This window comes from Glutamicibacter protophormiae (assembly GCF_016894325.1).
GTDB classification, from domain to species: domain Bacteria; phylum Actinomycetota; class Actinomycetes; order Actinomycetales; family Micrococcaceae; genus Glutamicibacter; species Glutamicibacter protophormiae.
This window is the reverse complement of sequence record NZ_CP069806.1, coordinates 3,431,620-3,454,731: the sequence shown is the minus strand read 5'-3', so window position 1 is coordinate 3,454,731 and position 23,112 is coordinate 3,431,620. Positions and strand designations below refer to the sequence as shown.

The following is a 23,112-nucleotide window of genomic DNA, read 5'->3' as shown; positions in this document are numbered from 1 at the left end:
GGTCACATCCTGAACAGGCCGAAGGTGGTGTCCGGCAGCGGCCCGGCGCAGGCGTCCAGCGCCAGGCCGAGCACGCGGCGGGTGTCGGCGGGGGCGATGACCCCGTCGTCCCACAGCCGGGCGGTGGAATACCAGGGGCTGCCCTGGGTTTCGTACTGCTCGCGGATCGGCGCCTTGAAGGCCTCTTCGTCCTGCGCGGACCACTGGGTCCCGGGCGCCAACCCGTCGCGCTTGACCGTGGCCAGCACGCTGGAGGCCTGGGCCCCGCCCATCACGGAGATGCGCGCGCCCGGCCACATCCACAAAAAGCGGGGGCTGTAGGCGCGCCCGCACATCGAGTAGTTGCCCGCGCCGAAGGAGCCGCCGATGACCACGGTGAACTTGGGCACCCGGGCGGTGGCCACCGCGGTGACCATCTTCGCCCCGTGCTTGGCGATGCCGTCGGCCTCGTAGTCCCGGCCGACCATGAAGCCTGCAAGGTTCTGCAGGAAGACCAGCGGGATGCCGCGCTGGTCGCAGAGCTGGATGAAGTGCGCGCCCTTCAGCGCCGACTCGGAGAACAGCACCCCGTTGTTCGCCACGATGCCCACGCGGTGCCCGTACAGCCGCGCGAACCCGGTGACCAGGGTGGCGCCGTACTCGGCCTTGAACTCGTGGAATTCGCTGCCGTCCACCAGCCGGGCGATCACCTCGCGCACCTCGTAGGGGGCGTTGACGTCCACCGGGACGATGCCTGCCAGCTCGGCCGCGTCGTAGAGCGGCTCGCTGAATTCGGCGGCGGGCTGCGGCGCCGGGTCCTCCAGCGTGGAGATGATGTCGCGCAGGATCACCAGCGCGTGCTCGTCGTTCTCCGCCAGGTGGTCCACCACCCCGGAGGTCTTCGCGTGCAGTTCCCCTCCGCCGAGCTCTTCCGCGGTGACCACCTCGCCGATCGCGGCCTTCACCAGCGGCGGGCCGCCCAGGAAGATGGTGCCCTGGTTGCGCACGATCACCGTCTCGTCGCTCATCGCCGGCACGTAGGCGCCGCCGGCGGTGCAGGAGCCGAGCACCGCGGCCAGCTGCGGGATCCTGGCCGCGGAGAGGTTGGCCTGGTTGTAGAAGATCCGCCCGAAGTGCTCGCGGTCCGGGAACACCTCGTCCTGCATCGGCAGGAATGCGCCGCCCGAGTCCACCAGGTACACGCAGGGCAGCCGGTTCTCCAGCGCGATCTCCTGCGCGCGCAGGTGCTTCTTCACGGTCATCGGGAAGTAGGTGCCGCCCTTGACGGTGGGGTCGTTGGCCACCACCATCACGTGCCGGCCGTGCACCAGCCCGATGCCGGCGATCATGCCCGCGCCGGGGCTGGCGCCGTCGTACATCCCCTCCGCGGCCAGCGGCGCGACCTCCAGGAAGGGCGAGCCGTCATCCAGCAGCCGGTCCACGCGGTCGCGGGGCAGCAGCTTGCCGCGCTCCACGTGGCGTTGGCGCGACTTCTCCGAGCCGCCGCGCGCGGCCCGGGCCAGGCGCTCGTAGAGCTGTTCGACCAGCGGCTCGTACTCGCCACGGCGGCGGGCGAATTCCGCGGAATCCGGGTCGACGTGCGTGGGCAGGGTCTTCATCGTGCTCCTTCGGGGTCGCGGGGTTCTTCGGTTTCGTGCGGTTCGCTGTCCAGCCGGGCGGGGACGGGCAGCTGATCGGGCACGGCCGGGTCGGCGGCCAGGATGCGCAGGGCCATCTCGATGAAGTTCGCCTGCACCTGGGCCAGGGCCAGCCGCCCGCCGGGGCGGTACCAGTGCGCGACGCCGGTGCCCATCTCCATGATGGCCAGCCGCGCCATGCCCGCATCCGGGGCGTGGAACAGGCCCGCGCGCTCGCCGTCGGCCAGCGCGTCGGTGAACAGCTGCTCATACTCGTCGCGCAGGGACTGCATGGCCGCGCGGTGCTCGCCGGACAGCGAGCGCATCTCGTATTCGGCCACGCGCGCGGTCTGCGGGTTGGTGGCGGTGAAGCCGACGTGGAAGGCGACCAGCGAGGCCAGCCGTTGCGCGGGGTCGGCGTCCTCGATGGCGTCCTGCGCGCCGTCGATCATCGCGTCCAGGCAGTTGCGGATCACGCCCAGCAGCAGCTCCTGCTTGCCGCCGACGTAGTGGTAGAGGGTCGCCGAATTCAGCCCGACCGCGGCGCCCAGCTCCCGGATCCCGGTAGCCGCGAACCCCTGCCGCGCAAAGCAGGACACCGCCGCCTTGTGGATCTGTCCCAGTTGCATGCCGCTCCCAATCGATCGATTGACCCCCAGTACACCGCACGCCGCCAAGTGATGTCAATCACTTGATTGGGTTTCCCGGTTAAGCCGTGGCGCCGCCGCCGGGGAAGCGCCGTGACATGATGGAATCCCGCGACCTGGAAGGAGCCCATGCTTCACACCCGCGAGAACCGCCGCGCCCGCGGGGCCGTCGCCGCGCTGTTCCTGACCAACGGGGCGCTGTTCGCCAACATGGCTCCGCGACTGCCCGAGTTCAAGGCGCAGCTGGGCCTGGAAGCCGGAGCCTACGGCCTGCTGGTCACCGCCTGGCCGGTGGGCGCGATCGTCGCCGGGCTGGCCGCCGGGTCGCTGATCCGGCGTTTCGGATCGGCAGCGGTCGCGGTGCTCGGCACGCTGGCCACGGGCCTGGCGGTGCTGGGCGCCGGTTCGGCCGGAAGCCTGGCGCTGGTGGCGGCGGCCTTCGTCGTCGGCGGGGCGATGGACGCGATCACCGACGTCGCGCAGAACGCGCACGGCCTGCAGGTACAGCGGCGCTACGGCCGCCCGATCCTGAATTCATTCCACGCGCTGTGGTCCGTCGGCGCGGTGCTCGGCGGCCTCATGGCGGCCGGCGCCATGGCGCTGGGCCTGCCGCTGGGCGCGCACTTCGCGATCTCCTGGCTGATCTTCGCCGCCGTGGCGCTGACCGCGTGGAAATTCTGCCTGCCGGCCCGCGGGCCCGTCGAGCCGGTGGAAGAGCACTCTGTTGCCGCCGAGCCCGTGCCGGCGGCGTCGCGCGCACGGATCACCGTGGTCATCGCGGCGTTGGTGCTGATCGCCTCGGCCGGCATCATGGTGGAGGACGCGGGCAACTCGTGGGCCACGCTGTATCTGGGATCGCTGGGCGCGCCGTCCGCGCTGGCCGCCTCGGGCTATATCGCGCTGGTCGGGGCCCAGTTCATCGGCCGCATCCTGGGGGATTCGATGGTGCACCGCTTCGGCCAGCGGCTCATCGCGCAGCTCGGCGCGGTGCTGGTGGCAGGCGGCATGGGCCTGGCGCTGGCCTTCCCGAGCATTCCCGGCAGCCTGCTGGGCTTCGCCGCCGCTGGGTTCGGGGTGGCCACGCTGGTGCCGGCGGCCATGGAGCAGGCCGACCGGATCCCGGGCCTGGCCCCGGGCACCGGGCTGAGCATCGTTTCCTGGCTGATGCGGCTGGGTTTCCTGCTTTCCCCGCCGCTGGTGGGATTCATCGCGCAGAATTTCTCGCTGCGCGCGGGCCTGCTGGTGGTGCCGATCGCCGGGCTGATCGTGCTGCTCTGCTCGCCGGTGCTGCGCGCACGCCGACCCGCCGGTCGATAAGCTCTGCCAGCAGGCTCACCGCCACCGCCTGAACCGCCATCAGGTTCACCAGCACAATCAGCTGCACCAGCCCGGCTTCCAGCGGGCTCGCCCCGCCCAGCACCAGCCCGACGAACGCGCCGGGTAGCGTCAACGTGCCCACGGCGCGGGTCTGGTCCAGTCCCGGCAGCAGCGCCTCCGCGGCCACCGGCCGGGCGACCAGGCTACGCGCGTCCCGCATTCTGAAACCCAAGGCGAGCGCGGCTTCGACCTCCCCGGTGCGCCGTTCCATTTCCTGGTGCAGCCGTCGCCCAGCGAGGTTCACCGCGCTCATCGCCCCGCCAAACAGCTGGCCAGCAATTGCGATCATCGCCAGCGGCGAGAAGGGCAGTACCCCGAAGGCGATCATCAGCGCGAGCACCGGCAGCACGCCTCCGGCCATTGCGGCCGCCGGGACCCACCAGGAAAGCGTCCCGATGCGCCGGGTGGAGGTCAGCGTCGCGATCGCGAACATCGGCACCAAAAACTCCGCGGTTAGCGCCGCGGAACGGGAGACCTGGGAAATCAGCAGGGCCACCAGAATCATCTGCGCCAGCGCGCGCACCACGGCCAACAGAATGGCCCGGGCCGGAAGCATCAGGAAGCGGCTGGCCACCACGGCGGTCGCCGCGGCGAGCAGGGCCAGCATGATCCACATGCCTGTCCCGGTATTCAGCAGGGAATGGTTCCCGTCCATCGGCAGCCCTTCATTCGTCGGCCGACGGCGATTGCCGGTCGAGTAGGCCCAATGCCTCCGCGCTATCCTATCCAGCCCGGGTGCATGGGGTCCCGCAGACGTTTAGTGCGGATTGCGCGGACGCACCCCGGATGACGGAGAGTGTTTGGGCCGGCCGGGGCAAGCCGCTGGCAAGCCCGGAGCGTTCGGTAGAAAGGACGCTGGCGATGACGGATTGTTCCCGAATCTGAATATGTCGAGGCGCGCTGCAGGTGCGGCGTGATCTCGGTTGGGCCGCCCGTCCTGACGCTGCGGAAACCATCTAGATATCGGTCTCGGCAGGTGCGGTCATCGTATCGGGGACGATGCGACCAGCTTCCAGAAGCATGACCCGATCACAGATCGCCAACCCGTGACTATCGTGGCTTACCAGAGCGACAGCCCGGCCCATTGCAGCCTCTTCGACCACTGCTTGGTAGATCCGCCGACGGCTTTCCTTGTCCAGCCCGGTCGTCGGTTCGTCCAAGATCAGCGTAGGGGCGTTCTGGGCTAGTGCCTGGGCCAGCAGGGTGCGTTGGCGCTGGCCCCCGGAAATCGCATTGAATGGTCGGTCTTCGAGTCCTTGCATTCCTACGCGGTGCATTGCCGTGGCAGCGCGCTTATCCGCTAGACGGCGCGGTATGCGGCAGCGCCAAGTGCCCATGCGGACCACGTCACCCACGGTCAGGGGCAGTGAGTCGGGGGCTTGGCTGCTTTGTACGACCAATGCCACTGCTCCTCGCCATTGGATGTCTCCACGCTGTGGCCGCCGCAGGCCGGCGAGCAGAGAAATCAGTGTCGACTTGCCCGATCCGTTCGGGCCGACAATCCCCAAGATGCTCCCCGGAGTTAACTGGAGGGTGACGTCATGCAAGACGTCTGTATCGGTGTAGGAAAAACACAGTTTTTCTGCGGTGATTGTAGGCAGGTCATCCATGTTCCCACCCTATCAAATTGCTAATGATTCTCATTAACGATAAGTTTCTTGCTGTGTTGATTGAGCCTCTGCAGACAGACTTCATGCTTCGAGCGGTAATAGGTGGAACCTTAGCAGCCACGATTTGTGCTATCACTGGGACCTGGGTGGTGATCCGGGGAATGGCTTTCCTCGGAGAAGCCTTGGGCCATGGAATGCTTCCCGGGGTTGCCCTGGCTACGGTATTCGGGCTGCCACTGATTCTCGGAGCCGCTGTCAGCGCTGCGGCGATGAGTGCCGCCATCGGGGTACTGCAACGACGGGGGCGGATGTCTTTCGACACGAGTATCGGTCTGTTGTTCGTGGCAATGCTCTCGATTGGTGTCATCGTGGTTTCCCATTCGCGTAGCTTCGCCACGGACGCGACAACCATGCTTTTCGGCGACATTCTCGCACTTAAGGACACGGACCTGCTGATTTTGTGTGCAGGGCTGGGTATCGCGCTGTTCATCGCAGTGAAGTTCCACCGCAATTTCACCGCTACGGCCTTCGACGAGCGCATTGCTGCCACGTTGGGACTGCGACCTCGGCTGACGCAGGTGGTCTTGGTGGGCTTGGTGACGTTGGCGGTTACGGCGTCTTTCCAAGCTGTGGGAACACTCTTGGTGGTCGGACTGCTGCTGGCTCCCGTGGTGGCAGCAAACCGCTGGTCTACTCGCATCCACACCACCATGTGCTTGGCTGCCATTTTCGGTGCCGTTTCCGTTGTATGCGGCCTGCTGATGTCGTGGTACTTCGGCACCGCTGCGGGGGCCACGATTGCAGGTAGCGCGATCCTCATCGCCGGGTTGTCGGCCTTCTGCCGAATTGCGGCCAACCGGCTGCGCGCCACGAATCTTGAACCTCGTGCAGCTTCTGAACTATCCATTCCCGAATTCGAAAGAACGACATGAATCGCGTCTTTGCATCCTTCGCCGTGACGGCAGTAGCCCTGGCTTCGCTGACTGGCTGCGTTGTGTCCACAGAACAACCCCCACCAGCTGAACCAGTGACGGGTGCGAGCTACCCCGATGATTCCATGCATGGCACGGTACAGGGGGCCCAAGAGAGCACCGAAGCACCGCTGAACGTCGTTGCCGTTGATGCCATGGGCCACGCGAGTACTACCGATTTGCTGGATGGCACGGAATCTCGTTTGGAAACTCTCGGTGTACCAACCGCACTCGCCAGCGACGGACGATACGTCTTCGCCTCGACGCGCGACGGGCTGTCGATCATTGACAGTGGGATGTGGAGCTGGGCTCATGGAGACCATTTCCACTATTACCGGGCCGCGCCTCGAAGCGTGGGAACACTGCAAGGGGGAGCACAAGCAACGGTCACCGGATCGGCGTTGTCCACCTCCGGCGGCACGGGTGTTTTCTTCCGAGACACTGGAAAAGCCGTGCTGTTGGATAACGCGGAACTTGCCGAAGGGCGCCTGAAGTCCGTTTTCGAGGTCGACGCGGGCGTACACAAGGGTCTTGTTGCGCCGCTGGGGGACGGAGCAGTGGTTACGGTCGCCGGCGACAACGGCACATCATTGGCAGTCCAGTTCATCGGATCCTCGGGACAGCCTGTCCCTGGAACTGAAACGGAGTGCGAAGACGCCAGCGGATCTGCCAACACGCCTGCGGGATTGGTCATCGGCTGCGCCGGGGGTGCCCTGGTCGCCACCGTGGACGAGGCCAGCGGCGGCGCACCGCACTACCAGCGCATCTCCTACCCCACGGGGACCAAAGCGGAAGATCGGGCAGAGCGTTTCGACGGGCGCAAGGGACGCACCAGTGTCGCTGCAGTGGCCGGTAATCATGGCGCATGGGTGCTTGACGTGCGCGAAGGAACATGGCGGCGTATTCTGGCCGATGTTCCGCTGCTGAAGGTGAGCGCGGTAGACGACAAGGAAGGGCACGTAGTCGCAGTGGATACGTCGGGACGTATCCACGTTCAGAAGCTCAACAGCAATGACCGACCCGACGTCTCCAAGCCATTGCTGGCCAAATCCCTCGAAGATCAGGAATCGCTCGCCGGTGTCGAATTGGTGACGGACCAACAGCGAGCCTATGTCAATGATCCGGCGGCCGGAACCGTGCATGAGATTGCCTTTGCCGATGGGGCACGCATTGCCAGGAAGATTGACACTGCTGCCAAACCGGTTTTCATGGCGGTGACCGGACGATGAACAAAAGCAATATTCGTACATTCGGCGCCTTCGCCATGGTGCTGGCCAGCTTCCTGTTGTCAGGTTGTGTTCCCGAGGGCACGGCGGATGGCACTGCGCGCATTGTGGTCACCACCAATATTCTCGGCGACGTAACCAAAAACTTGGTTGGGGGCGCCGCTGAGGTAAGCACCTTGATGAAACCGAATGCCGATCCCCATTCATTCGAAATTTCTGCGCGCGAAGCTTCGGAGTTATCGCACGCCGATCTGCTGATATCGAATGGAATGGGACTTGAAGAAGGGCTGGAGCAGCACCTTGAATCAGCTGCTGCTTCGGGAACGCGGCGATTTGTGGCGGGGGATCACCTGGAGCCAATCGCCTATAACTCCGAAGCGGGCAATAACACACCCGATCCCCATTTCTGGACGGATCCTGCTCGGATGCTCGACGTCATTGACGCCCTGACAACAGAATTACGCGCCGTCGATGGTGTGGACCCGCAGCAATTGGAACGTGCATCTGCTTCGTTCCGCGAGCAAGTGGTGCAGCTAGATCGGCGAATGTCCGATTCCTTTGCGCTGATCCCCTCCGAACGCCGTGCGCTGGTGACCAACCACCACGTTTTCGGGTACCTTGCCGAACGCTTCGATTTCCGCGTGATCGGTGCCGTGATTCCTGGTGGTACCACGCTCGCTTCGCCAAGTGCCGCTGATCTGAAAGACCTGGCGGATGCGATCCGCAAGGCACAGGTCCCGGCGATCTTCGCTGACTCCTCACAACCGGATCGGCTGGTTCAAGCTCTCGCCAGGGAATCCGAAGTCCAGGTCGCGGTCATCGAGTTGTTCACCGAATCCCTGACCGAGTCCGGACAGGGCGCCTCCAACTATCTGGAAATGATGACAACGAATACCGAACGTATCACCCGAGGGCTCGGCTGACGACCCCACTGAACGAAAAAGTGTTCAGGAACCTACCAATGCTCCTGATCCACGTACAAGAAAGGTAATGAACCATATGTACAAGACACACCGCCGATCTTTCGGCATGCTTTCCTCACTTGCGGTGCTTGCGCTGGCCGCCACAGCGTGCGCGTCAACCAGCGATGCGGCCTCCAATTCCTCCGCGGGGCCAGAAGAAACAGCTGGTTCCGCTGCGCTGGCGGTTTCCTATGAAAACGGCATCGCGGTACTCGACGGCCAGAGCCTGGAAGTCAGGCAAAGCTTCGACAGCGAGGCGTTTACGCGCCTGAACGCAGCCGGAGACGGACGCAGCGTGCTTGTGACGACATCAAAAGGATTCCAGGTGCTCGACACCAAGGCTCCGGAAATGCGCCAAGCGACCTTCGCCGCGAAAGCACCGGGGCACGTGGTGCGCCACGATGGAAAGACCATCCTGTTTGACGATGGCACCGGAGACACAACGTTTTTCGAATCCTCCAGTCTTGCAAGTAGCGGGAACGATTTGCCCCAAACCGATGTCGTGGCAGGCCAGGAGGCGCATCATGGGGTGTCAGTCAAACTCTCGGACGGCACGTTGGTGACAACAGTGGGCACCGCGCAATCACGTAGCGGAGCCAAGGCGCTCGACGAACAGGGGAACGAGATCGCTCGGAACGAGGATTGTCCGGGCGTGCACGGAGAAGGCACTGCCGCCGGCGAAGCAGTGGTCTTCGGCTGCGAGGACGGGGCGTTGCTCTATCATGATGGACGCTTCGACAAGTTCACCGCACCAGATAAGTATGGACGCATGGGCAATGCCTTCGTCTCCGAATCCAGCCCGTTGATTATCGGCGATTACAAGAACGACCCGGACGATGAGGGGTACCTGCTGGGAAAAGTGGCATTGATCGATACCGAAAAGCAAAGTTACAAGGTCCTGGACCTGCCGGGGGATCTCAAATACACGTGGAGAGGAGTAGTTCGCGGCCCGCAGGATCGTGCCTATATCCTCGCGACCGACGGGTCGATTCATGTCCTGGATCCGGCCACCGGTAAAGTCACCGGGCAATACCCTGTGATCGATCCATGGGAAGGGCCGAAGAATTGGCAGGACGCGCACCCGGCGCTGACCGTGAACGGAGACACGGCCTACGTGGCTGATCCGCATAACAAGCAAGTCCATGCGGTGAACCTTGCAACGGGCGAAAAGACTGCGAGTGTCACGCTCGACGGCGTTCCGAATGAAATGGCAGCCGCCATAAGCCGATAGCCAAGTTTTCCGTATTCTGGAACCGGTTGCAGAGGATCTCGTGTGAATTCATGTTTGACTTCGGTCCGGCTCATCGGCATGGAGACGAACCTATGCGGTTCTGAGCTGGAGTTATGTTAAGGAAAACGCTGGGATCCGCAAAAATTGCGAGGATCCCAGCGTTCCCCTGTTTCTGTTTACGGCTACGGCTTGAATTTTTTCCAACTGTCTACTGATCAGTTCTATCGCCTGGTGCTGCACCGCGGTCGGCATGGCGAGCCGCTCGAAGGTCGTGTCGGTCCCGGGCATGCGGGGAAAGGCTCTGGTGATAGGAGCCGTCATGGGAATTGGGTTGGCGGGATCTGGGGCTCGGAGCACGTAGCGAATGCGGGGGAAATTCAGCTGTGCATCTCCCGGCTGCGCCGCGTAATCCAGGCCGGCACGGCCAACCCGGTGCTCCTGCTGACTTCGTCGGACATGGGTGACAGCTGGAAGCACATCTCCAACGTCGCTGAAACAGGGTTAGCGACGCTTTCTGCTGCCAATTTGTCAATGTCGTCTGTATCAGGGGACCTCGTGCCTACCCGAATATAACGAAGTATAAAAAATCTTATACACACATATACTTTTTTATAGCGAGGGCAGCCGGAGCGGATCCAGACCTGAATCCTTATTGTCCTTGCGTTGGCATGGTTCCAAAGGTACTAACGGGTCGCGATAACGACATCGCGGCATTGACTCAGATTGCTGGAGCTTGATCCGCAAGATGTAATAGAAAACATTTCGCTTGCGGTGAGGCATGAACATGGCGCGCTTATGATTTTTTATTGATGAGATGCAGGAACTGGACGAAGAGGCAGCACGAGAATCCCTTGCGAAACCTGCCCGGCAAATGGGCCAGTTTTATTCTGAGGATGTCTTGGATGCACATTGTTAATGTAGCGGGTAACTGCCCGTATTTTCTGCAGGACTTTGGCAGTGCGATATGGATGGTCGCAACGGGTTCGCCCTTCTCATTGCAGAACGCCCAGACCGCCAAAGAACTCGGCAGGGCACGTTTGGACTCAGGATTCTTCCCATCGCGCTGGGAGCGCGCCACCCCGGCGGAACGTGAGTATATGAAGGCCATGGCTGTCGAAAGAGATGACGGCTCCACGAAGCGCGCACATCGCTCAACGTCTGGAAAATCTGCACAGGCGTTGGCGCCGTCAAGGGCTTCGCTGATTTCTAAGGGGATTATTTATGCACCGCAGCGTGGGTGCATCGCGTTTACCGTACCCGCGATGACCAGTCTCATTGAACGCCAGCGATAATTACTGAAGGACCGAGCCGGCAGCCGGCTAGTAGTACACCGCCAGCGGGCCTTCCGGGCCGGCGATCACGCGCACCGGAGTTTCGAACACATCGGTGAGGATCTCGTCGCACATGATGCGCTCCGGGGTGCCGAACTCGACGACCTTGCCCTGCTTCATGGCGCAGATGTAGTCCGCGTAGTGCCCGGCGAAGTTGATGTCGTGCAGCACGATCACGATGGTGCGGTTCAGTTCCGCGGCGGCGCGCTTGAGGTGGCGCATCATGATGACCGAGTGCTTCATGTCCAGGTTGTTCAGCGGCTCGTCCAGCAGCACGGTGTCGGTGTCCTGCGCGAGCACCATCGCCACGTAGGCGCGCTGGCGCTGCCCGCCGGAGAGCTCGTCCAGGTATCGGCCCTCCAGTTCGGAGAGGTCCAGGAAGTCGATCGCGCGCGAGATGATCTCCTCGTCGGCGGTGGTCAGCCGGCCCTTGGAATGCGGGTAGCGGCCGAAGCCCACCAGCTGGCGCACGGTCAGGCGGGTGACGAAGTGGTTTTCCTGGCGCAGGATCGAGACGATCTTGGCCAGGTCCTTGGAGTTCGTCTTGGTGACGTCGTAGCCGGCCACCTCGATGCTGCCCGAATCGATGCCCAGCAGGCGCCCGACCATGGTCAGCATGGTGGACTTGCCGGCGCCGTTCGGGCCCACCAGCGCGGTGATGCCGCCGGAGGGGATCTGCAGGGTCACCGGGCCGATCGAGACTTCTGAGGAGTACTTCTTCTGGACTTCGTTGAGGGTGATCACAGCCGGCCCTTTCGCAGGATGAAGATGAGGAATGTAATGCCGCCGACGGCTTCGATGATGATGCCGACCACGCCCTGGGCGTAGAAGACGTTCTTCATGATGAAGTAGGACCCGGCCAGCACCACGAAGCCGGCAAGGAACGCCATCGGGTAGATGAAGCGGTGGTCGTAGGTGTCGGCCAGCTGGTAGGCCAGGGTCGCGACCAGGAAGCCCAGGAAGGTCAGCGGGCCGACCAGCGCGGTGCTCACGGCCATCAGGATGGAGACGAAGAACAGCGTGGTCATCACCTCGCGGCGGTGGTTGATCCCCAGGTTGATGGTGGTTTCCTTGCCCAGCGCCAGGATGTTCAGCTTCTTGGAGCTGGCCACCAGGTAGCCGCCGGCGACGAGCATCAGCGGGATGGCCAGCGGCATGTAGCTCATGTCGGCGTTGGTCATCGAGCCGAACAGCCGCGCGGTGAGCACGTCGAACTCGCTGGGGGTGAGCATGCGCTGCATGAACGTGGCCACCGAGCCCAGCCCGGTGCCGATGATGATGCCCACCAGCAGCATGATCTGGATGTTGCCCAGCTTGCCGGAGAGCAGCCAGCCGTACAGCGCCACGGACAGCGCCACCATGATGCCCACCTGCAGTGCGAACTGGCCGATGCCGCTGAAGAAGGTGATGCCGGCGATGCCCAGGAAGAACACCGCGCCGGTCTGCACCACCCGGTACAGCGCCTCGAAGCCCATGATGGACGGGGTGAGCAGGCGGTTGTTGGTCACGGTCTGGAAGGAGACGGTGGCGATCGCCTGGCAGGCGGCGACCACGGCCATGGTCAGGATGCTGCCGGCCCGCATCTTCGCGATGATCCAGAATCCCTCGGTGCCCACCGGCATGGGGTTGTCCCACGCCAGCAGCCCGAAGCCGAAGAGCAGCGCGAGCGCCATCATGATCCCCAAGGTGATCCAGTAGCGCTTGCGCACCTTGGAGGTGGGCATGGCCCCGGAGGCCCGGGAGGAATGGTGGCCGGCGAGTTCCGGCAGTGAAATCAGATTAGCCACGTTTGCGCTGCCTTAGGAGCATGATGATGAAGACGACGGAGCCGACCACACCCAGGATCAGCGATACCGGGATCTCGAACGGCATGATGATGGTGCGGCCGATGAGGTCGCACACGGTGGTGATCGCGATGCCCAGCAGGCACACCCACGGCAGGTTGCTGCGCAGGTCGTCGCCGCGCACCATGGACACGAGGTTCGGCACGATCAGACCCAGGAACGGCAGGTTGCCGATTACCACGGTCACCACGCCGGTGGCCACGGCGATCAGCGCGGTGCCCAGCAGCATCACGTTGCGGTAGTTCAGCCCCACGTTGGTGGCGATCTCCTCGCCCAGCCCGGCGACGGTGAAGCGGTCCGCGACGATGAAGATCGCCACCGCCACGGCGGCCACGATCCACAGCACCTCGTACTGCCCGCGGATCACCGAGGTGAACGAGCCGGCCAGCCAGATGCCCAGCGACTGCAGCTTGTCGGTGGTCAGCGCCAGGAACGTGGAAAACGCCCCGACCACCGAGCCCAGCATGATGCCCACGATCGGGACGGTCAGCGAGGCCTTCAGCGAGACGCGGCGCAGGAAGAGGAAAAAGAGCATGGTGCCGGCGAAGGCGAAGAGGATCGCCACTGCCATCTTGGACAGGAGGGTCGCCTGCGGGAAGAGCACCAGCATCACCAGCAGGCCCAGGCCCGCCCATTCGGTGGTGCCGGTGGTCGTCGGCTCGACGAACCGGTTCTGCGTCAGCAGCTGCATGACCAGCCCGCTCATCGCCATCGCCGCCCCGGCCAGCACCAGTGCGATGGTGCGCGGAATACGGGTGATGGCGAACATCTGCGCGCCGTCCTGGGCGCCGAAGATGTCGTAGACGCCAGTGAACAGGGAGAACGCCAGGAGGATGAGCACACCGATGATGCCCAGGAGCAGCTGCCAGCTGAAGAGCCTGCCCTTGGTGCGGGGTGTGGACAACGTGGTAGTCATGAGGCCGCCGATGAATGTGTGGTGATGGTGCAAAGCGGCGGGACCGTGTTCGGTCCCGCCACTTCTACGCTGTGATGCGCGGTGTGATTACTTCGCCGCTTCCAGGGCGTCAGCGAATTCGTTGAGGAATTCGGTGTAGGTCTGGATGCCTTCGTTGGTGTAGGTGTCCGCCGGCATGATGACGACGTGGCCTTCCTTGGCGGCGGTGACGTTCTTCAGCGCCTCGGAGTTCTCCAGCAGTTCCTTGGCCGGCTTGTAGCCTTCGGCGTCCGCCTCGACGGCCGCATCGCGGTCCATCAGGATGATCCAGTCCGGGTTGGACTTGGCGATGGCCTCCACGGAGACGTCGTCGCCTTCGTGGTCGGTGGAGGAGTCGTCAAGCTTCAGCGCCGGGGTCAGGCCCAGCACGTCGAACAGCGGGCCGACGGTGCGGCCGGTGCCCGGAGCGGAGTAGCCGAACTCGCCGCCGGAGGTGATCAGGCCCATCACGGTGTCTTCAGGGTTGTAGGCGTCGGTGACGCGCTTCTCGGCGGCCTGCAGGTCGGCGACCAGCTTGGCGGCTTCATCCTGCTTGCCGAAGATTTCGCCCAGCACGGTGGTCTGACGCTCCAGCTCGGTGTCCAGCGGCTCGCCGTCGCGCGGATCCAGGTTCACCACGGTGGCCTTCGGCGCCAGTTCCTTGAGCTTGTCGGCGTGCTGGGTGAAGCGCTGGCCGTTGATGATCAGGTCGGGCTGGACTGCGACGACCGCTTCCAGGTTCGGCTCGCGGTGGCTGCCCAGGTCGACGATCTTCTCGTCCTTGGTGTAGGCGATGGTGTCAGGCATCAGCGCAACGGCGCCGGCCTTCAGCTCCACGCCCCAGTCGGACAGGGTTTCGAAGGTGCGGTTGTCGGTGGCGACGACGGAAGCCGGCGGAGTGGCGACGCTCTTCTCGCCCTCGTTGTCCGTGATGGTGACGGTCTTGGCTGCGCTGTCGGTGTCGCCGGAAGCGGCTGAAGTGGTTGAACCGCAGGCGGTCAGGGACAGGGCTGCGATGCTCAGCAAGGCTGCTGCGCGAAGCTTCATGGAGGCCATGGTTTCCTTCGTGTCGAGGCAACCGTCGCGGTTGCTGGAACAAGTGATCTAAGTATTAGCTTAGCCTTAGCTGTAGTAAATACGTTAAGCCGCTGTCCTGTTGTGTGGGACACATAAAGTAGGTTCGCATTGGCTAATCTGAGCCAAAATCCGCGGATTTCCGGGCTTTGGTAGATGAACCTAAGATGATTAGTTGCTAATTGCAACCGGAAAAGTTGGCTATTTGTGACTTGCGGTTGCGCGCACCGGGCCTGGTCGCCGGCGAAACCGGCCGGATCGGCCCATGGATTAGGCTTTTTGGTATGGAAGATTCCCTGAACAAAGTGGCCTGGCCCGTGGCGACCGAACGCCTGTCCCTGCGCAGGCTCGAATCCGAGGATCTTGAAGCCACCTGGCGGTATCGCCAGCTTCCCGAAGTCACCGAATGGATCACCGCGGCTCCTGCGACCTTCGGGGAGTATCGGGAGCATTTCCTCTCCGAGGGCCGGATCCACCGCGACGTCGCGGTGGAGATCGCTGGGGACGACGGCAACAAGGTGCTGATCGGCACCGTCATGCTCAAGGTGCACGACGGCTGGGGCCAGAGCGAAATTCTGGACCAGACCAGATGCGTTGAAGCAGAGATCGGCTGGAGCTTCGACCCGGCCTACGCCGGGAAAGGCTATGCCACCGAGGCGGTTCGCGCGGTGCTCGAACTGAGCTTCGGCGCGCTTGGCCTGCGCCGCGTGGTCGCAGAGAGCTTCGCGGCCAACGATCGGTCGTGGAAACTCATGGAGCGCGTCGGAATGCGCCGTGAGTCCTACAACCGCCGCAACGGGCTGCACCGCAACGGCGAATGGATGGACGGCGTGGTGTACGCGATGCTGGCCGATGAATGGGGCGAGCTGGTCACCGCTTAGGGTAGGTCACCCGATGCCCCGGGCCGATCACCGCGCCCGAGGTGAGTTCTGCTTCCGATGCTGAAGCGACAAGATGCAAGACCTTGGCTCCACGCGCCAGCAGGTGGTCGGCGATGATCCTCCGGTGGCATCGCCACCATACGGCCTCGGAGCACATCAGCGCCAAGCGCTCCTGCTCGGCCCGCGCCACCAGATCCTGCGCGGCGTCGACAAAAACTTGGCTCAGCGCATGGTCGGCGTAGTTGTGGAAACTCCTGTTGTCCCACCATGCATTGGTGTCGAACGGAACCGTCGTGCTCACCGGGCGCCGGCCGGCGAGAGCCGGGGAGGCTTGCAGCGCGATTCCGCATTCCGCCAGCGAGGTGCCCAGGGCATCGGCGTTGAACTGCGGATACTTGGTGGATCCGCGCAGCTTGCGCACGTCGACGACGGTCTGCACTTCATTCTCGCGCAGCAGTTCGATGAATTGCTCGATGCTGTGGTTCGAATGGCCAATGGTCAGTATGGTCGGCTCCGGCATGGTCTAGTCGTCTTTGAGCAGCCGGAGCGCCTGGCCCTTGTGCGCCGCGATGTGATCGGTCTTGTCGCTCTTGATTTCGTATTGCGGATCGTCCGGGGACGCCCGGCGGGTATGCCCCTTGTAGTCGAAGTCCTGCTCGTGGATTTCGGTGATGCGGCCCGAAACGCGACCGGCCTCGGAATTCCACGAGACGTGGTCGCCGACCTTGAATCTGTGTGCCATGGCAATCTCCTTGGTGGTTACGGCCATTGAACCAGCCGGGCAGGGAGGGAGCAACCGTTCATGGGGGCTGCCCGGTTGAAGTCCGAGCGGGAGCCGGGAGTTCTGTCCGGATCGGGCCTCCACTGCTCGCGGCTATGGAATAGTGGGGCGAACCGTGAGGTTATGCGACGTGAAGACCAACTAGGAAGGGACGGTTCATGACCGAATCACCACGAGTAGTCATCCTTGGCGGACATGGCAAGATCGCATTGCTGGCTGCCCCCAAATTGAAGGCCAAGGGGTTCGCAGTCGACGCGCTGATCCGGAATCCGGAGCATGCCTCGGATGTCGAGGCCGCATCGGCCAACCCCGTGCTGCTCGATATCGAACGTGCGGGGATGGACGAGCTGGCCGCCGTATTTGACGGCGCGAAGGCGATCGTCTTCTCCGCGGGGGCCGGGGGCGGTGATCCCCGCCGTACCAACGCGGTGGACTTCGAGGCGGCAACCCGAGCGATCCGCGCGGCCCGGCAAAGCGGTGTGAAGCGATTTGTGATGGTGTCCTACGCTCGCGCCTTGGTCGACGCCGACAACCTCGATCCAGCGCACTCCTTCTACCCCTACGCCCGTGCCAAGCACGATGCGGACGAAGCGCTGCGCGACTCGGACCTGGACTATACGATTCTCGGCCCGGGCGCGCTCACATTGGGGCCGGCGACGGGCAAGGTCGATGTTGCCGACGAGTCGGGCAAGATCGATGGCAGCGATCTTGCCTCGTCCGACACTTCCCGCGAAAACGTCGCCGAGGCGATTGCACTGGTGATCGACAAGGGCCTGCTCATCCGCCAGACAGCGAACTTCTTCGACGGGCAGACCCCGATGGAGGAAGCCTGGAGCTAGCGCTCCCCTATCTGCAGGACATGTAACCCCCGTGAATTCCACGGGGGTTTTGTTCTGCCGTCGCATCGGCTCGCAGTTGCCAGGTGATCGCCGATCTGCGGCTGCGGCCCACTGCTCCTTGGGTCGGTTTGGATGATTCCGCCCGCCGGGAGCTGATGGCTGCATGTTGGGACTATGTCGTTGCGAGACGTTGGAAGACGGGCAGGCGGTCGCCTGCGACGCAGAACCAAGGTGAATATGACCGGCGGGCCTAGTGGATGTGACAGTAGTTGACCCCAGGTTTCGGGTGCCTTCGTCCGGGCGGCAACGGCTCCTACTGTTGAGCCAAAACCTTCGATTCTGCATCACTGAAAGTACCTCGGCCATGACTCAAACACTTGCTCCCGCCGGCGCGACCGGCCGCGAAAACCGCGGCAGGTTGCGCGGTAACCTCTCGGTGGCTTCCATCGTCTTTATCGTCGTGGCGGCGGCATCGCCCCTCGGCGTGATCGGAGGCCCGGTCCCGCTGGGCATCGCGTCGGGCAACGGGGCCGGTTTCCCCTTTTCATTCGTCATCGCGACCGTGGTTCTTCTGCTGTTTTCGGTGGGGTTCACCCAGATGACCCATTTCGTGCCGAACGCCGGTGCGTTCTATGCCTACGTGGGAACCGGTATGGGCAAGGGACTGGGGCTGGGCGCGGCATTCGTGGCCCTGCTTGCCTACCTTGCCTTGGAAGCCGGTGTTTTCGGGCTCTTCGGCCCGGGGCTGGCTGAACTTGTCCAGTCCTATGGAGGACCTGTGTTGCCCTGGTGGGTGTGGGCCGCGGCGGGCTTCATTGTCGGCAGCCTGTTCGGCTACCTGAACATCGAGCTGTCCGGAAAGCTGCTGGCGGTGCTGCTGATCGCGGAGGTGGCAATCGTGCTGGTGCTTGACGCGGTCGTGATCCTCTCCGGCGGCGGACCCGAGGGTTTTGCCACCGGGTTCGTGACGCCTGCGCAGATCGTCTCCGGAGCGCCGGGCATGGGAATCCTGTTCGCGATCCTCAGCTTCGTGGGGTTCGAGGCCACCGCCGTGTTCCGCGATGAAGCGAGGGATCCGCAGCGCACCATTCCGCGGGCGACATATATTTCGCTGATTTCGATCGGCGCCTTCTACACGATTTCCAGCTGGGTGCTGATCAGCGCGAACGGCGAAAGCGACATCGTGAAGAAGGTCGCCCAGAACCCCGGCACCATCCTGCAGAGCACCACCGAGGCCTACCTCCGAGCCGCCGGCGGGCACATCGTCCAGCTGTTGTTCGTGACCAGCCTGTTCGCCTGCATCCTGTCCTTCCACAACATTGCCTCGCGGTACTTCTTCCAGCTCGGGAACCGGGGAGTGCTGCCCGCGGCGCTGGGCCGGCCGCACCCGAGTTTCGGCTCTCCGGCCGCGGCTTCGTTGCTGGCCTCGCTTGTCGTCGGACTGCTGGTGGTGGCGGCCGTGGTGCTGCGGCTTGATCCGATCAGCCAGTTCTACACCTGGCTCGGCGGGATCTCTTCGGTGGGTATCGTGCTGCTGTTGACGCTGACCTCGGTAGCCGTGCTGGCCTTCTTCGCACGCCAGCAACCTAGTGGTCCCCGCTGGCAGCGCCGGGTGGCTCCCGGGCTGGGCCTGGTCGGGCTGCTCGGCTTCCTGGCCATCATCCTAGCCAACCTGCCGTTGCTGGTGGGGGAGGAGAGCTACGGGCCGTTCTCCATCGGGGTGCTGGTGCTGCTGGCTTCCGGGCTGGTCGCTGGGCCGGTTCTGGCACGGCGGCGGGAACTTTTCTTCGGCTGACGGGGTAGCGGCTTAAGAGCGGAATTCCCCGCTGCGTCAGCAGCGGGGAATTCCATGTCATCACTCGCACCTTCATGAGGTACTTACGAGTCTAGGACGGGTTTCTGTGCGGCAACTAGGCCGGGACTCCCTGTTTGCTAGGCGCGCGTCCCGGCGTCGGAGGGCTGGCGGGTGATGGGCCAGCCGGTGATCTGCTTGGGACGCGGCGGGGCGTAGGTGCGCACCTTGGAGGTGCTCAGCCCCATGCGGACCAGCGATTCGGCGATGGTGACCGCAGCGCGGACCCCGTCGACGATAGGTACTCCCGTGGCCGCGGCCACCTGTTCCTCCAGCTCCGCCATGCCGCCGCAGCCCAGACAGATGACCTCGGCCTTGTCCTGTTCCACGGCGGCGCGGGACTGCTCGACGATGGCTTCCACCGCGCGCTGCGGGTCGGATTCCAGCTCGAGCACCCCCAACCCGCTGGCGCGCACCGAGGCCAGCCGGTCGGTCAGCCCCGCCAGCTTCAGCCGGTCCTCGATCAGCGGCACGGCCCGGTCCAGGGTGGTGATCACCGAGTACTTGTGGCCCAGGAACTGGGCGGTGGAGGCGGCGGCTTCGGTGATGTCCACGACCGGAACGTCCAGCAGCTCCTGCAGGCCCTCGCGGCCGTGCTCGCCATAGCCGGCCTGGATGACCGCGTCGAAGGGTTCGGTGTAGTTCGCGACCTTGTCCATGACGGCCAGCGCGGCCAGGTAGCTTTCGAAGTTGCCCTCGCAGCTGTCGGCGCCGAAGTCCGGGGTCAGCTCCACGATTTCTGTGCCGGGGGAGGCGACCTGGCGCGCGGAGTCGCCGATCGCGCGGGTCATGGACGCGGTGGTGTTCACGTTCAGTACGAGAATGCGCATGTTCGGCTCCTTAGTGCTTCGGGGTGACGGCGATGGCTTCGCCGTCCAGGTCGACGAGGTTCTGGTGCCGCTTGGCCAGCAGCAGGTAGGCCAGCGCGCCGGCGCCGGAACCCAGGAACCAGGCGAAGGCGCCGACCACGTGCAGGGCGGGGACAAAAGCCAACAGCAGCGCGATGATGGAGCTGATGGCCAGCGCGGCGACCGCACGGTAGTTGAAACCACGGGTGTAGTAGTAGGTTCCCCCGGGCTCCGCGCGGTACAGGTCCATGACGTTGATGCGTGCGCGGCGCACCAGCCAGTAGTCGGCCATGATGATGCCGAACAGCGGGCCGAGCAGAGCGCCCAGGCCGCCCAGGAAGTAGTTGATGATCTCGGGGGAGTTGTACAGGTTCCACGGCAGGATGACCAGGCCGATCACCCCGGAGATCAGCGCCGCCTTGCGGAAGTTCAGGTGCTTGGGGAACAGGTTGGTCAGTGCGTAGGTTGGCGCGACGAAGTTCGCCATCAGGTTCACCGCGATGGTCAGCACCAGCAGTGCGCCGGAGGCCAGCAGCAGCAGGAAGGTGTTCGGGATCGCCTCGACCACGTCGGACGGCGAACTGATGATTTCCCCGTTGATGGAGAACTGCGTGCCGGTCAGCACGACCACGATGGCGCCGAAGAACAGCATGTTGATCGGGATGCCGAAGAAGTTGCCCTTGACGATGGCCTTCTTCGAGCGTGCGCCGCGGGTGAAATCGCAGAAGTTCAGCACGAAGGTGCCGTAGATGGAGACCCAGAGGGCGGCGGCGCCGAGCATGCCCAGCCACATGTCCAATCCGGACTTCGGGGTTCCGGTGTGCATCGAGACGTTGAAGCCTGATTCGACGAGCATCCAGATGGCCAGCGCCAGGAAGGTCACCAGGATGATCGGCCCGGCGAAGGCCTCGTACTTGCGGATCATCTCCATGCCGTAGCTGACGATGACCAGCTGGATGGCCCACAGGGCCACGAAGCAGATCCAGCCCAGCGAGTTCAGGCCCAGGAAGTTGGTCTCGGTCAGGCCCGCGGCGCCTGGCGCCACGGCGATGACCATGACGGAGAGCACCTGGGAGGCCAGATAGGTCTGGATGCCGAACCAGGCGATGGCCACGGCCCCGCGCAGCAGCGCCGGGATCTGTGCGCCGGTGATGCCGAAGGCGATGCGGCTCATCACCGGGAACGGCACGCCGGTCTTCTCGCCCATGAACCCGGAGAGGGTCAGTAGCGCGAAGAGCAGGATCGCGCCGATTCCCAGCGCTCCGAGGATCTGCCAGCCGCTCATGCCCAGGGCGAAGAGCCCGATGGCGAAGGCGTAGTTGCCCAGCGAATGCACGTCGTTGGCCCACAGGGTGAAGATGCTGTAGGCGCTCCAGGTGCGGCCGGAGCGGGTGGTCGGGGCGAGGTCCTGGTTGTAGAGCGAGGGGCTGAGCTCATAGGGGTTGGCGCGGTCGATTCCCGACCGCTCGTGCCCGATTTCTGCCGGAACGGCATGCGAAGCTTGAGGCGTGTTCTGCGCCATGATGGACATCCTTTAACAGGGGCCGCGGCCGGGAGGCGGAAAGCCTGGACGGTGGCAGGCGGCGGGATCTATTGGTAGGCGTGCGCGGCGGGTCTGAACGCGTGGAGGTTCGACGGCTGCGGGAAACGCGCTACGGGTAGATCGGCATGCCGAAGTTCAGATAGAACTCGGCAGGCGTGCCGGAGAACGACAGGACCGGAAGCGGGGTTCCGTAGTCCGGGTTCATGCTGTGCTCCGTGCTGAAATAATTCTGCATGGCTGCTCCTGAGCGTTAATTCTGACTCCGAGATATGTGCCAATCGTGCTTGGTGAATTAACTGTATGCGCTGGGTCACATTATCGCAATAGAAAATATCGATTCCGCATTGCGGGAACCAAGGGGAGTGGAGGAGTCGCTAGGGTTTGCGCTGATGGGAGAGCTGTCGAGGCAGTGAGCGAGCTCGCCGCCTTCCTTGGGTTGGTGGATCCGGATTGCGATGCCCCTGTGGATTTAGGCGGTCTTGACGGAAAAATCCCGACGTGTTTTATCCGACTGGCGGAAGTTCTGCGGAAGATTCGAGCCCGAGGGGGTCCTGTTGAAGCTTGGTTGGGGCCTGATTTCGTCGCCCGGAACGTGGTGCGGCGCCATGAATGGGAAGGCGCTTGACAGTGACGCGGATCTCGCCCTACAGTTTTCATAAAGCAAAACCCAAATTCCATAAAGCGGAATCTTGGGGCAAGGTCTCGAAGGGAAAACCAGTGTCGTACACTCTGAACTGCTCGATCCTGCTCACCGAACTCCCCCTCCTGGAGCGCGCCGCGGCGGCCAAGGCCGCCGGCTTCGACAGCGTCGAGTTCTGGTGGCCCTTCGCGGAAGCCGTTCCGACCGACAAGCAGGTCGACGAATTCGTTGCTTCCATCAAGAACGCCGGCGTGCAACTGGACGGACTGAACTTCTTCGCCGGCGACATGCCGGCCGGCGACCGCGGTCTGGTCTCTTGGAAGGGACGTTGCGGAGAATTCAAGGACAACGTGGAAGTGGTCGCCGCCATCGGCGAAGCCACCGGCTGCACCTCCTTCAACGCCCTGTACGGCAACCGCCTGGACGGCTTCACCGCGGCGGAGCAGGACGAGCTGGCGGTGAAGAACCTGCTCGCCGCCACCGCGGGAGTCGCCAAGATCGGCGGCACCGTGCTGATCGAGCCGGTCTCCGGCACCGAGGCCTACCCGCTGAAGACCGCCGCGGACGCACTCGCGGTCGTGGACGCGGTCACGGCGGCCGGCGGGAAGAACATCGCGCTGCTGGCGGACTTCTACCACCTGGCGGTCAACGGCGACGACGTCGCCGCCATCATCGAGGCGCACGCCAAGGACTTCGGGCACATCCAGATCGCCGATGCGCCGGGCCGCGGCGCGCCGGGCACCGGCACCCTGCCGCTGCTGGATTGGATCAGCCGCTCCCGCGAGCTGGGCTACACCGGCAAGGTCTCCCTTGAATACAAGCAGGACGCGGCCACCGCCTTCGACTGGCTGAAGACCGCCTCCGCCAGCGCCTAAGCACCCATCGCACCACCACGACTTTTGGAG

23 protein-coding genes are annotated in these 23,112 nt (G+C 63.9%); 10 read left to right on the top strand and 13 right to left on the bottom strand.

What is annotated here, in order from left to right:
• Positions 1-2: 2 nt before the first annotated feature.
• Both JQN66_RS16130 and JQN66_RS16125 read right to left on the bottom strand, forming a co-directional pair.
• Positions 3-1,598, bottom strand: coding sequence for a carboxyl transferase domain-containing protein (locus JQN66_RS16130; protein ID WP_204675924.1), 1,596 nt, complete (start codon positions 1,596-1,598; stop codon positions 3-5).
• Entirely contained in the window at positions 1,595-2,245 is a 651-nt protein-coding gene (locus JQN66_RS16125; RefSeq protein WP_204675923.1) for a TetR/AcrR family transcriptional regulator, read from the bottom strand. Before JQN66_RS16125 ends, JQN66_RS16130 begins: the two co-directional genes overlap by 4 nt.
• Before the next feature lie 147 nt (positions 2,246-2,392).
• On the opposite strand from JQN66_RS16125, the gene JQN66_RS16120 reads away from it, so the two are divergent.
• Positions 2,393-3,580, top strand: coding sequence for an MFS transporter (locus tag JQN66_RS16120; protein WP_204675922.1), 1,188 nt, complete (start codon positions 2,393-2,395; stop codon positions 3,578-3,580).
• Here JQN66_RS16120 and JQN66_RS16115 read toward each other — a convergent pair.
• Entirely contained in the window at positions 3,468-4,295 is an 828-nt protein-coding gene (locus tag JQN66_RS16115) for an ABC transporter permease (RefSeq protein ID WP_204675921.1), read from the bottom strand. The two genes, JQN66_RS16120 and JQN66_RS16115, sit on opposite strands and share 113 nt — an antisense overlap.
• 301 nt (positions 4,296-4,596) lie before the next feature.
• Positions 4,597-5,250, bottom strand: a complete 654-nt coding sequence (locus JQN66_RS16110; RefSeq protein WP_204675920.1) for a metal ABC transporter ATP-binding protein — start codon at positions 5,248-5,250, stop codon at positions 4,597-4,599.
• Positions 5,251-5,273: 23 nt separating this feature from the next.
• Here JQN66_RS16110 and aztB point away from each other — a divergent pair, with 23 nt between their 5' ends.
• The 5 genes from aztB to JQN66_RS16085 all read left to right on the top strand — a co-directional run bounded on the left by aztB (position 5,274) and on the right by JQN66_RS16085 (position 10,932).
• Positions 5,274-6,182 (top strand): zinc ABC transporter permease AztB, encoded by a 909-nt coding sequence (gene aztB / locus JQN66_RS16105; protein WP_204675919.1) that lies wholly within the window; start codon positions 5,274-5,276, stop codon positions 6,180-6,182.
• A complete protein-coding gene (locus JQN66_RS16100; protein ID WP_204675918.1) occupies positions 6,179-7,450 on the top strand; it encodes an ABC transporter in 1,272 nt (423 codons plus the stop codon). The genes aztB and JQN66_RS16100 overlap by 4 nt, the downstream gene beginning before the upstream one ends.
• Positions 7,447-8,370, top strand: coding sequence for a zinc ABC transporter substrate-binding protein AztC (gene aztC, locus JQN66_RS16095; protein WP_239464063.1), 924 nt, complete (start codon positions 7,447-7,449; stop codon positions 8,368-8,370). Before JQN66_RS16100 ends, aztC begins: the two co-directional genes overlap by 4 nt.
• Before the next feature lie 67 nt (positions 8,371-8,437).
• On the top strand, positions 8,438-9,640 hold the full coding sequence (aztD, locus tag JQN66_RS16090) for a zinc metallochaperone AztD (protein WP_204675917.1): 1,203 nt from the start codon (positions 8,438-8,440) through the stop codon (positions 9,638-9,640).
• A 902-nt stretch (positions 9,641-10,542) separates the two neighbouring features.
• Positions 10,543-10,932 (top strand): hypothetical protein, encoded by a 390-nt coding sequence (locus tag JQN66_RS16085; RefSeq protein WP_204675916.1) that lies wholly within the window; start codon positions 10,543-10,545, stop codon positions 10,930-10,932.
• A 27-nt stretch (positions 10,933-10,959) separates the two neighbouring features.
• On the opposite strand, the gene JQN66_RS16080 is transcribed toward JQN66_RS16085, so the two are convergent.
• The 4 genes from JQN66_RS16080 to JQN66_RS16065 form a co-directional block, all read right to left on the bottom strand.
• Positions 10,960-11,715: an iron ABC transporter ATP-binding protein gene (locus tag JQN66_RS16080; RefSeq protein ID WP_204675915.1), complete on the bottom strand. Its 756-nt coding sequence runs from the start codon at positions 11,713-11,715 to the stop codon at positions 10,960-10,962.
• Positions 11,712-12,695 carry an iron chelate uptake ABC transporter family permease subunit gene (locus tag JQN66_RS16075; protein ID WP_204677656.1) on the bottom strand — a complete coding sequence of 328 codons (984 nt, stop codon included), beginning with the start codon at positions 12,693-12,695 and terminating at the stop codon, positions 11,712-11,714. The genes JQN66_RS16080 and JQN66_RS16075 overlap by 4 nt, the downstream gene beginning before the upstream one ends.
• A gap of 55 nt (positions 12,696-12,750) precedes the next feature.
• The gene (locus tag JQN66_RS16070) at positions 12,751-13,731 is read right to left on the bottom strand and encodes an ABC transporter permease (protein ID WP_204675914.1); all 981 of its coding nucleotides are present in this window, start codon (positions 13,729-13,731) and stop codon (positions 12,751-12,753) included.
• A gap of 87 nt (positions 13,732-13,818) precedes the next feature.
• On the bottom strand, positions 13,819-14,805 hold the full coding sequence (locus JQN66_RS16065) for a siderophore ABC transporter substrate-binding protein (RefSeq protein ID WP_188948121.1): 987 nt from the start codon (positions 14,803-14,805) through the stop codon (positions 13,819-13,821).
• 302 nt (positions 14,806-15,107) lie between these two features.
• On the opposite strand from JQN66_RS16065, the gene JQN66_RS16060 reads away from it, so the two are divergent.
• Positions 15,108-15,704 carry a GNAT family N-acetyltransferase gene (locus JQN66_RS16060; RefSeq protein WP_204675913.1) on the top strand — a complete coding sequence of 199 codons (597 nt, stop codon included), beginning with the start codon at positions 15,108-15,110 and terminating at the stop codon, positions 15,702-15,704.
• Here JQN66_RS16060 and JQN66_RS16055 read toward each other — a convergent pair.
• Together JQN66_RS16055 and JQN66_RS16050 are read right to left on the bottom strand one after the other, a co-directional pair.
• Positions 15,694-16,224: a DUF488 domain-containing protein gene (locus tag JQN66_RS16055; protein ID WP_204675912.1), complete on the bottom strand. Its 531-nt coding sequence runs from the start codon at positions 16,222-16,224 to the stop codon at positions 15,694-15,696. The two genes, JQN66_RS16060 and JQN66_RS16055, sit on opposite strands and share 11 nt — an antisense overlap.
• A 3-nt stretch (positions 16,225-16,227) precedes the next feature.
• Entirely contained in the window at positions 16,228-16,446 is a 219-nt protein-coding gene (locus tag JQN66_RS16050; RefSeq protein ID WP_188948124.1) for a hypervirulence associated TUDOR domain-containing protein, read from the bottom strand.
• A gap of 197 nt (positions 16,447-16,643) precedes the next feature.
• Here JQN66_RS16050 and JQN66_RS16045 point away from each other — a divergent pair, with 197 nt between their 5' ends.
• Positions 16,644-17,324, top strand: a complete 681-nt coding sequence (locus tag JQN66_RS16045) for an SDR family oxidoreductase (protein ID WP_204675911.1) — start codon at positions 16,644-16,646, stop codon at positions 17,322-17,324.
• A 364-nt stretch (positions 17,325-17,688) separates the two neighbouring features.
• A complete protein-coding gene (locus JQN66_RS16040) occupies positions 17,689-19,119 on the top strand; it encodes an APC family permease (protein WP_204675910.1) in 1,431 nt (476 codons plus the stop codon).
• Positions 19,120-19,256: 137 nt separating this feature from the next.
• On the opposite strand, the gene JQN66_RS16035 is transcribed toward JQN66_RS16040, so the two are convergent.
• From JQN66_RS16035 to JQN66_RS18630, 3 genes are all read right to left on the bottom strand, one after another.
• Positions 19,257-20,006, bottom strand: a complete 750-nt coding sequence (locus tag JQN66_RS16035) for an aspartate/glutamate racemase family protein (protein WP_204675909.1) — start codon at positions 20,004-20,006, stop codon at positions 19,257-19,259.
• Between the two features lie 10 nt (positions 20,007-20,016).
• Positions 20,017-21,546 (bottom strand): NCS1 family nucleobase:cation symporter-1, encoded by a 1,530-nt coding sequence (locus JQN66_RS16030; protein ID WP_239464062.1) that lies wholly within the window; start codon positions 21,544-21,546, stop codon positions 20,017-20,019.
• A gap of 130 nt (positions 21,547-21,676) precedes the next feature.
• A complete protein-coding gene (locus JQN66_RS18630; protein WP_275439042.1) occupies positions 21,677-21,802 on the bottom strand; it encodes a hypothetical protein in 126 nt (41 codons plus the stop codon).
• 482 nt (positions 21,803-22,284) lie between these two features.
• Here JQN66_RS18630 and JQN66_RS16025 point away from each other — a divergent pair, with 482 nt between their 5' ends.
• Positions 22,285-23,082 (top strand): hydroxypyruvate isomerase family protein, encoded by a 798-nt coding sequence (locus tag JQN66_RS16025; RefSeq protein WP_204675907.1) that lies wholly within the window; start codon positions 22,285-22,287, stop codon positions 23,080-23,082.
• Positions 23,083-23,112 lie beyond the last annotated feature (30 nt).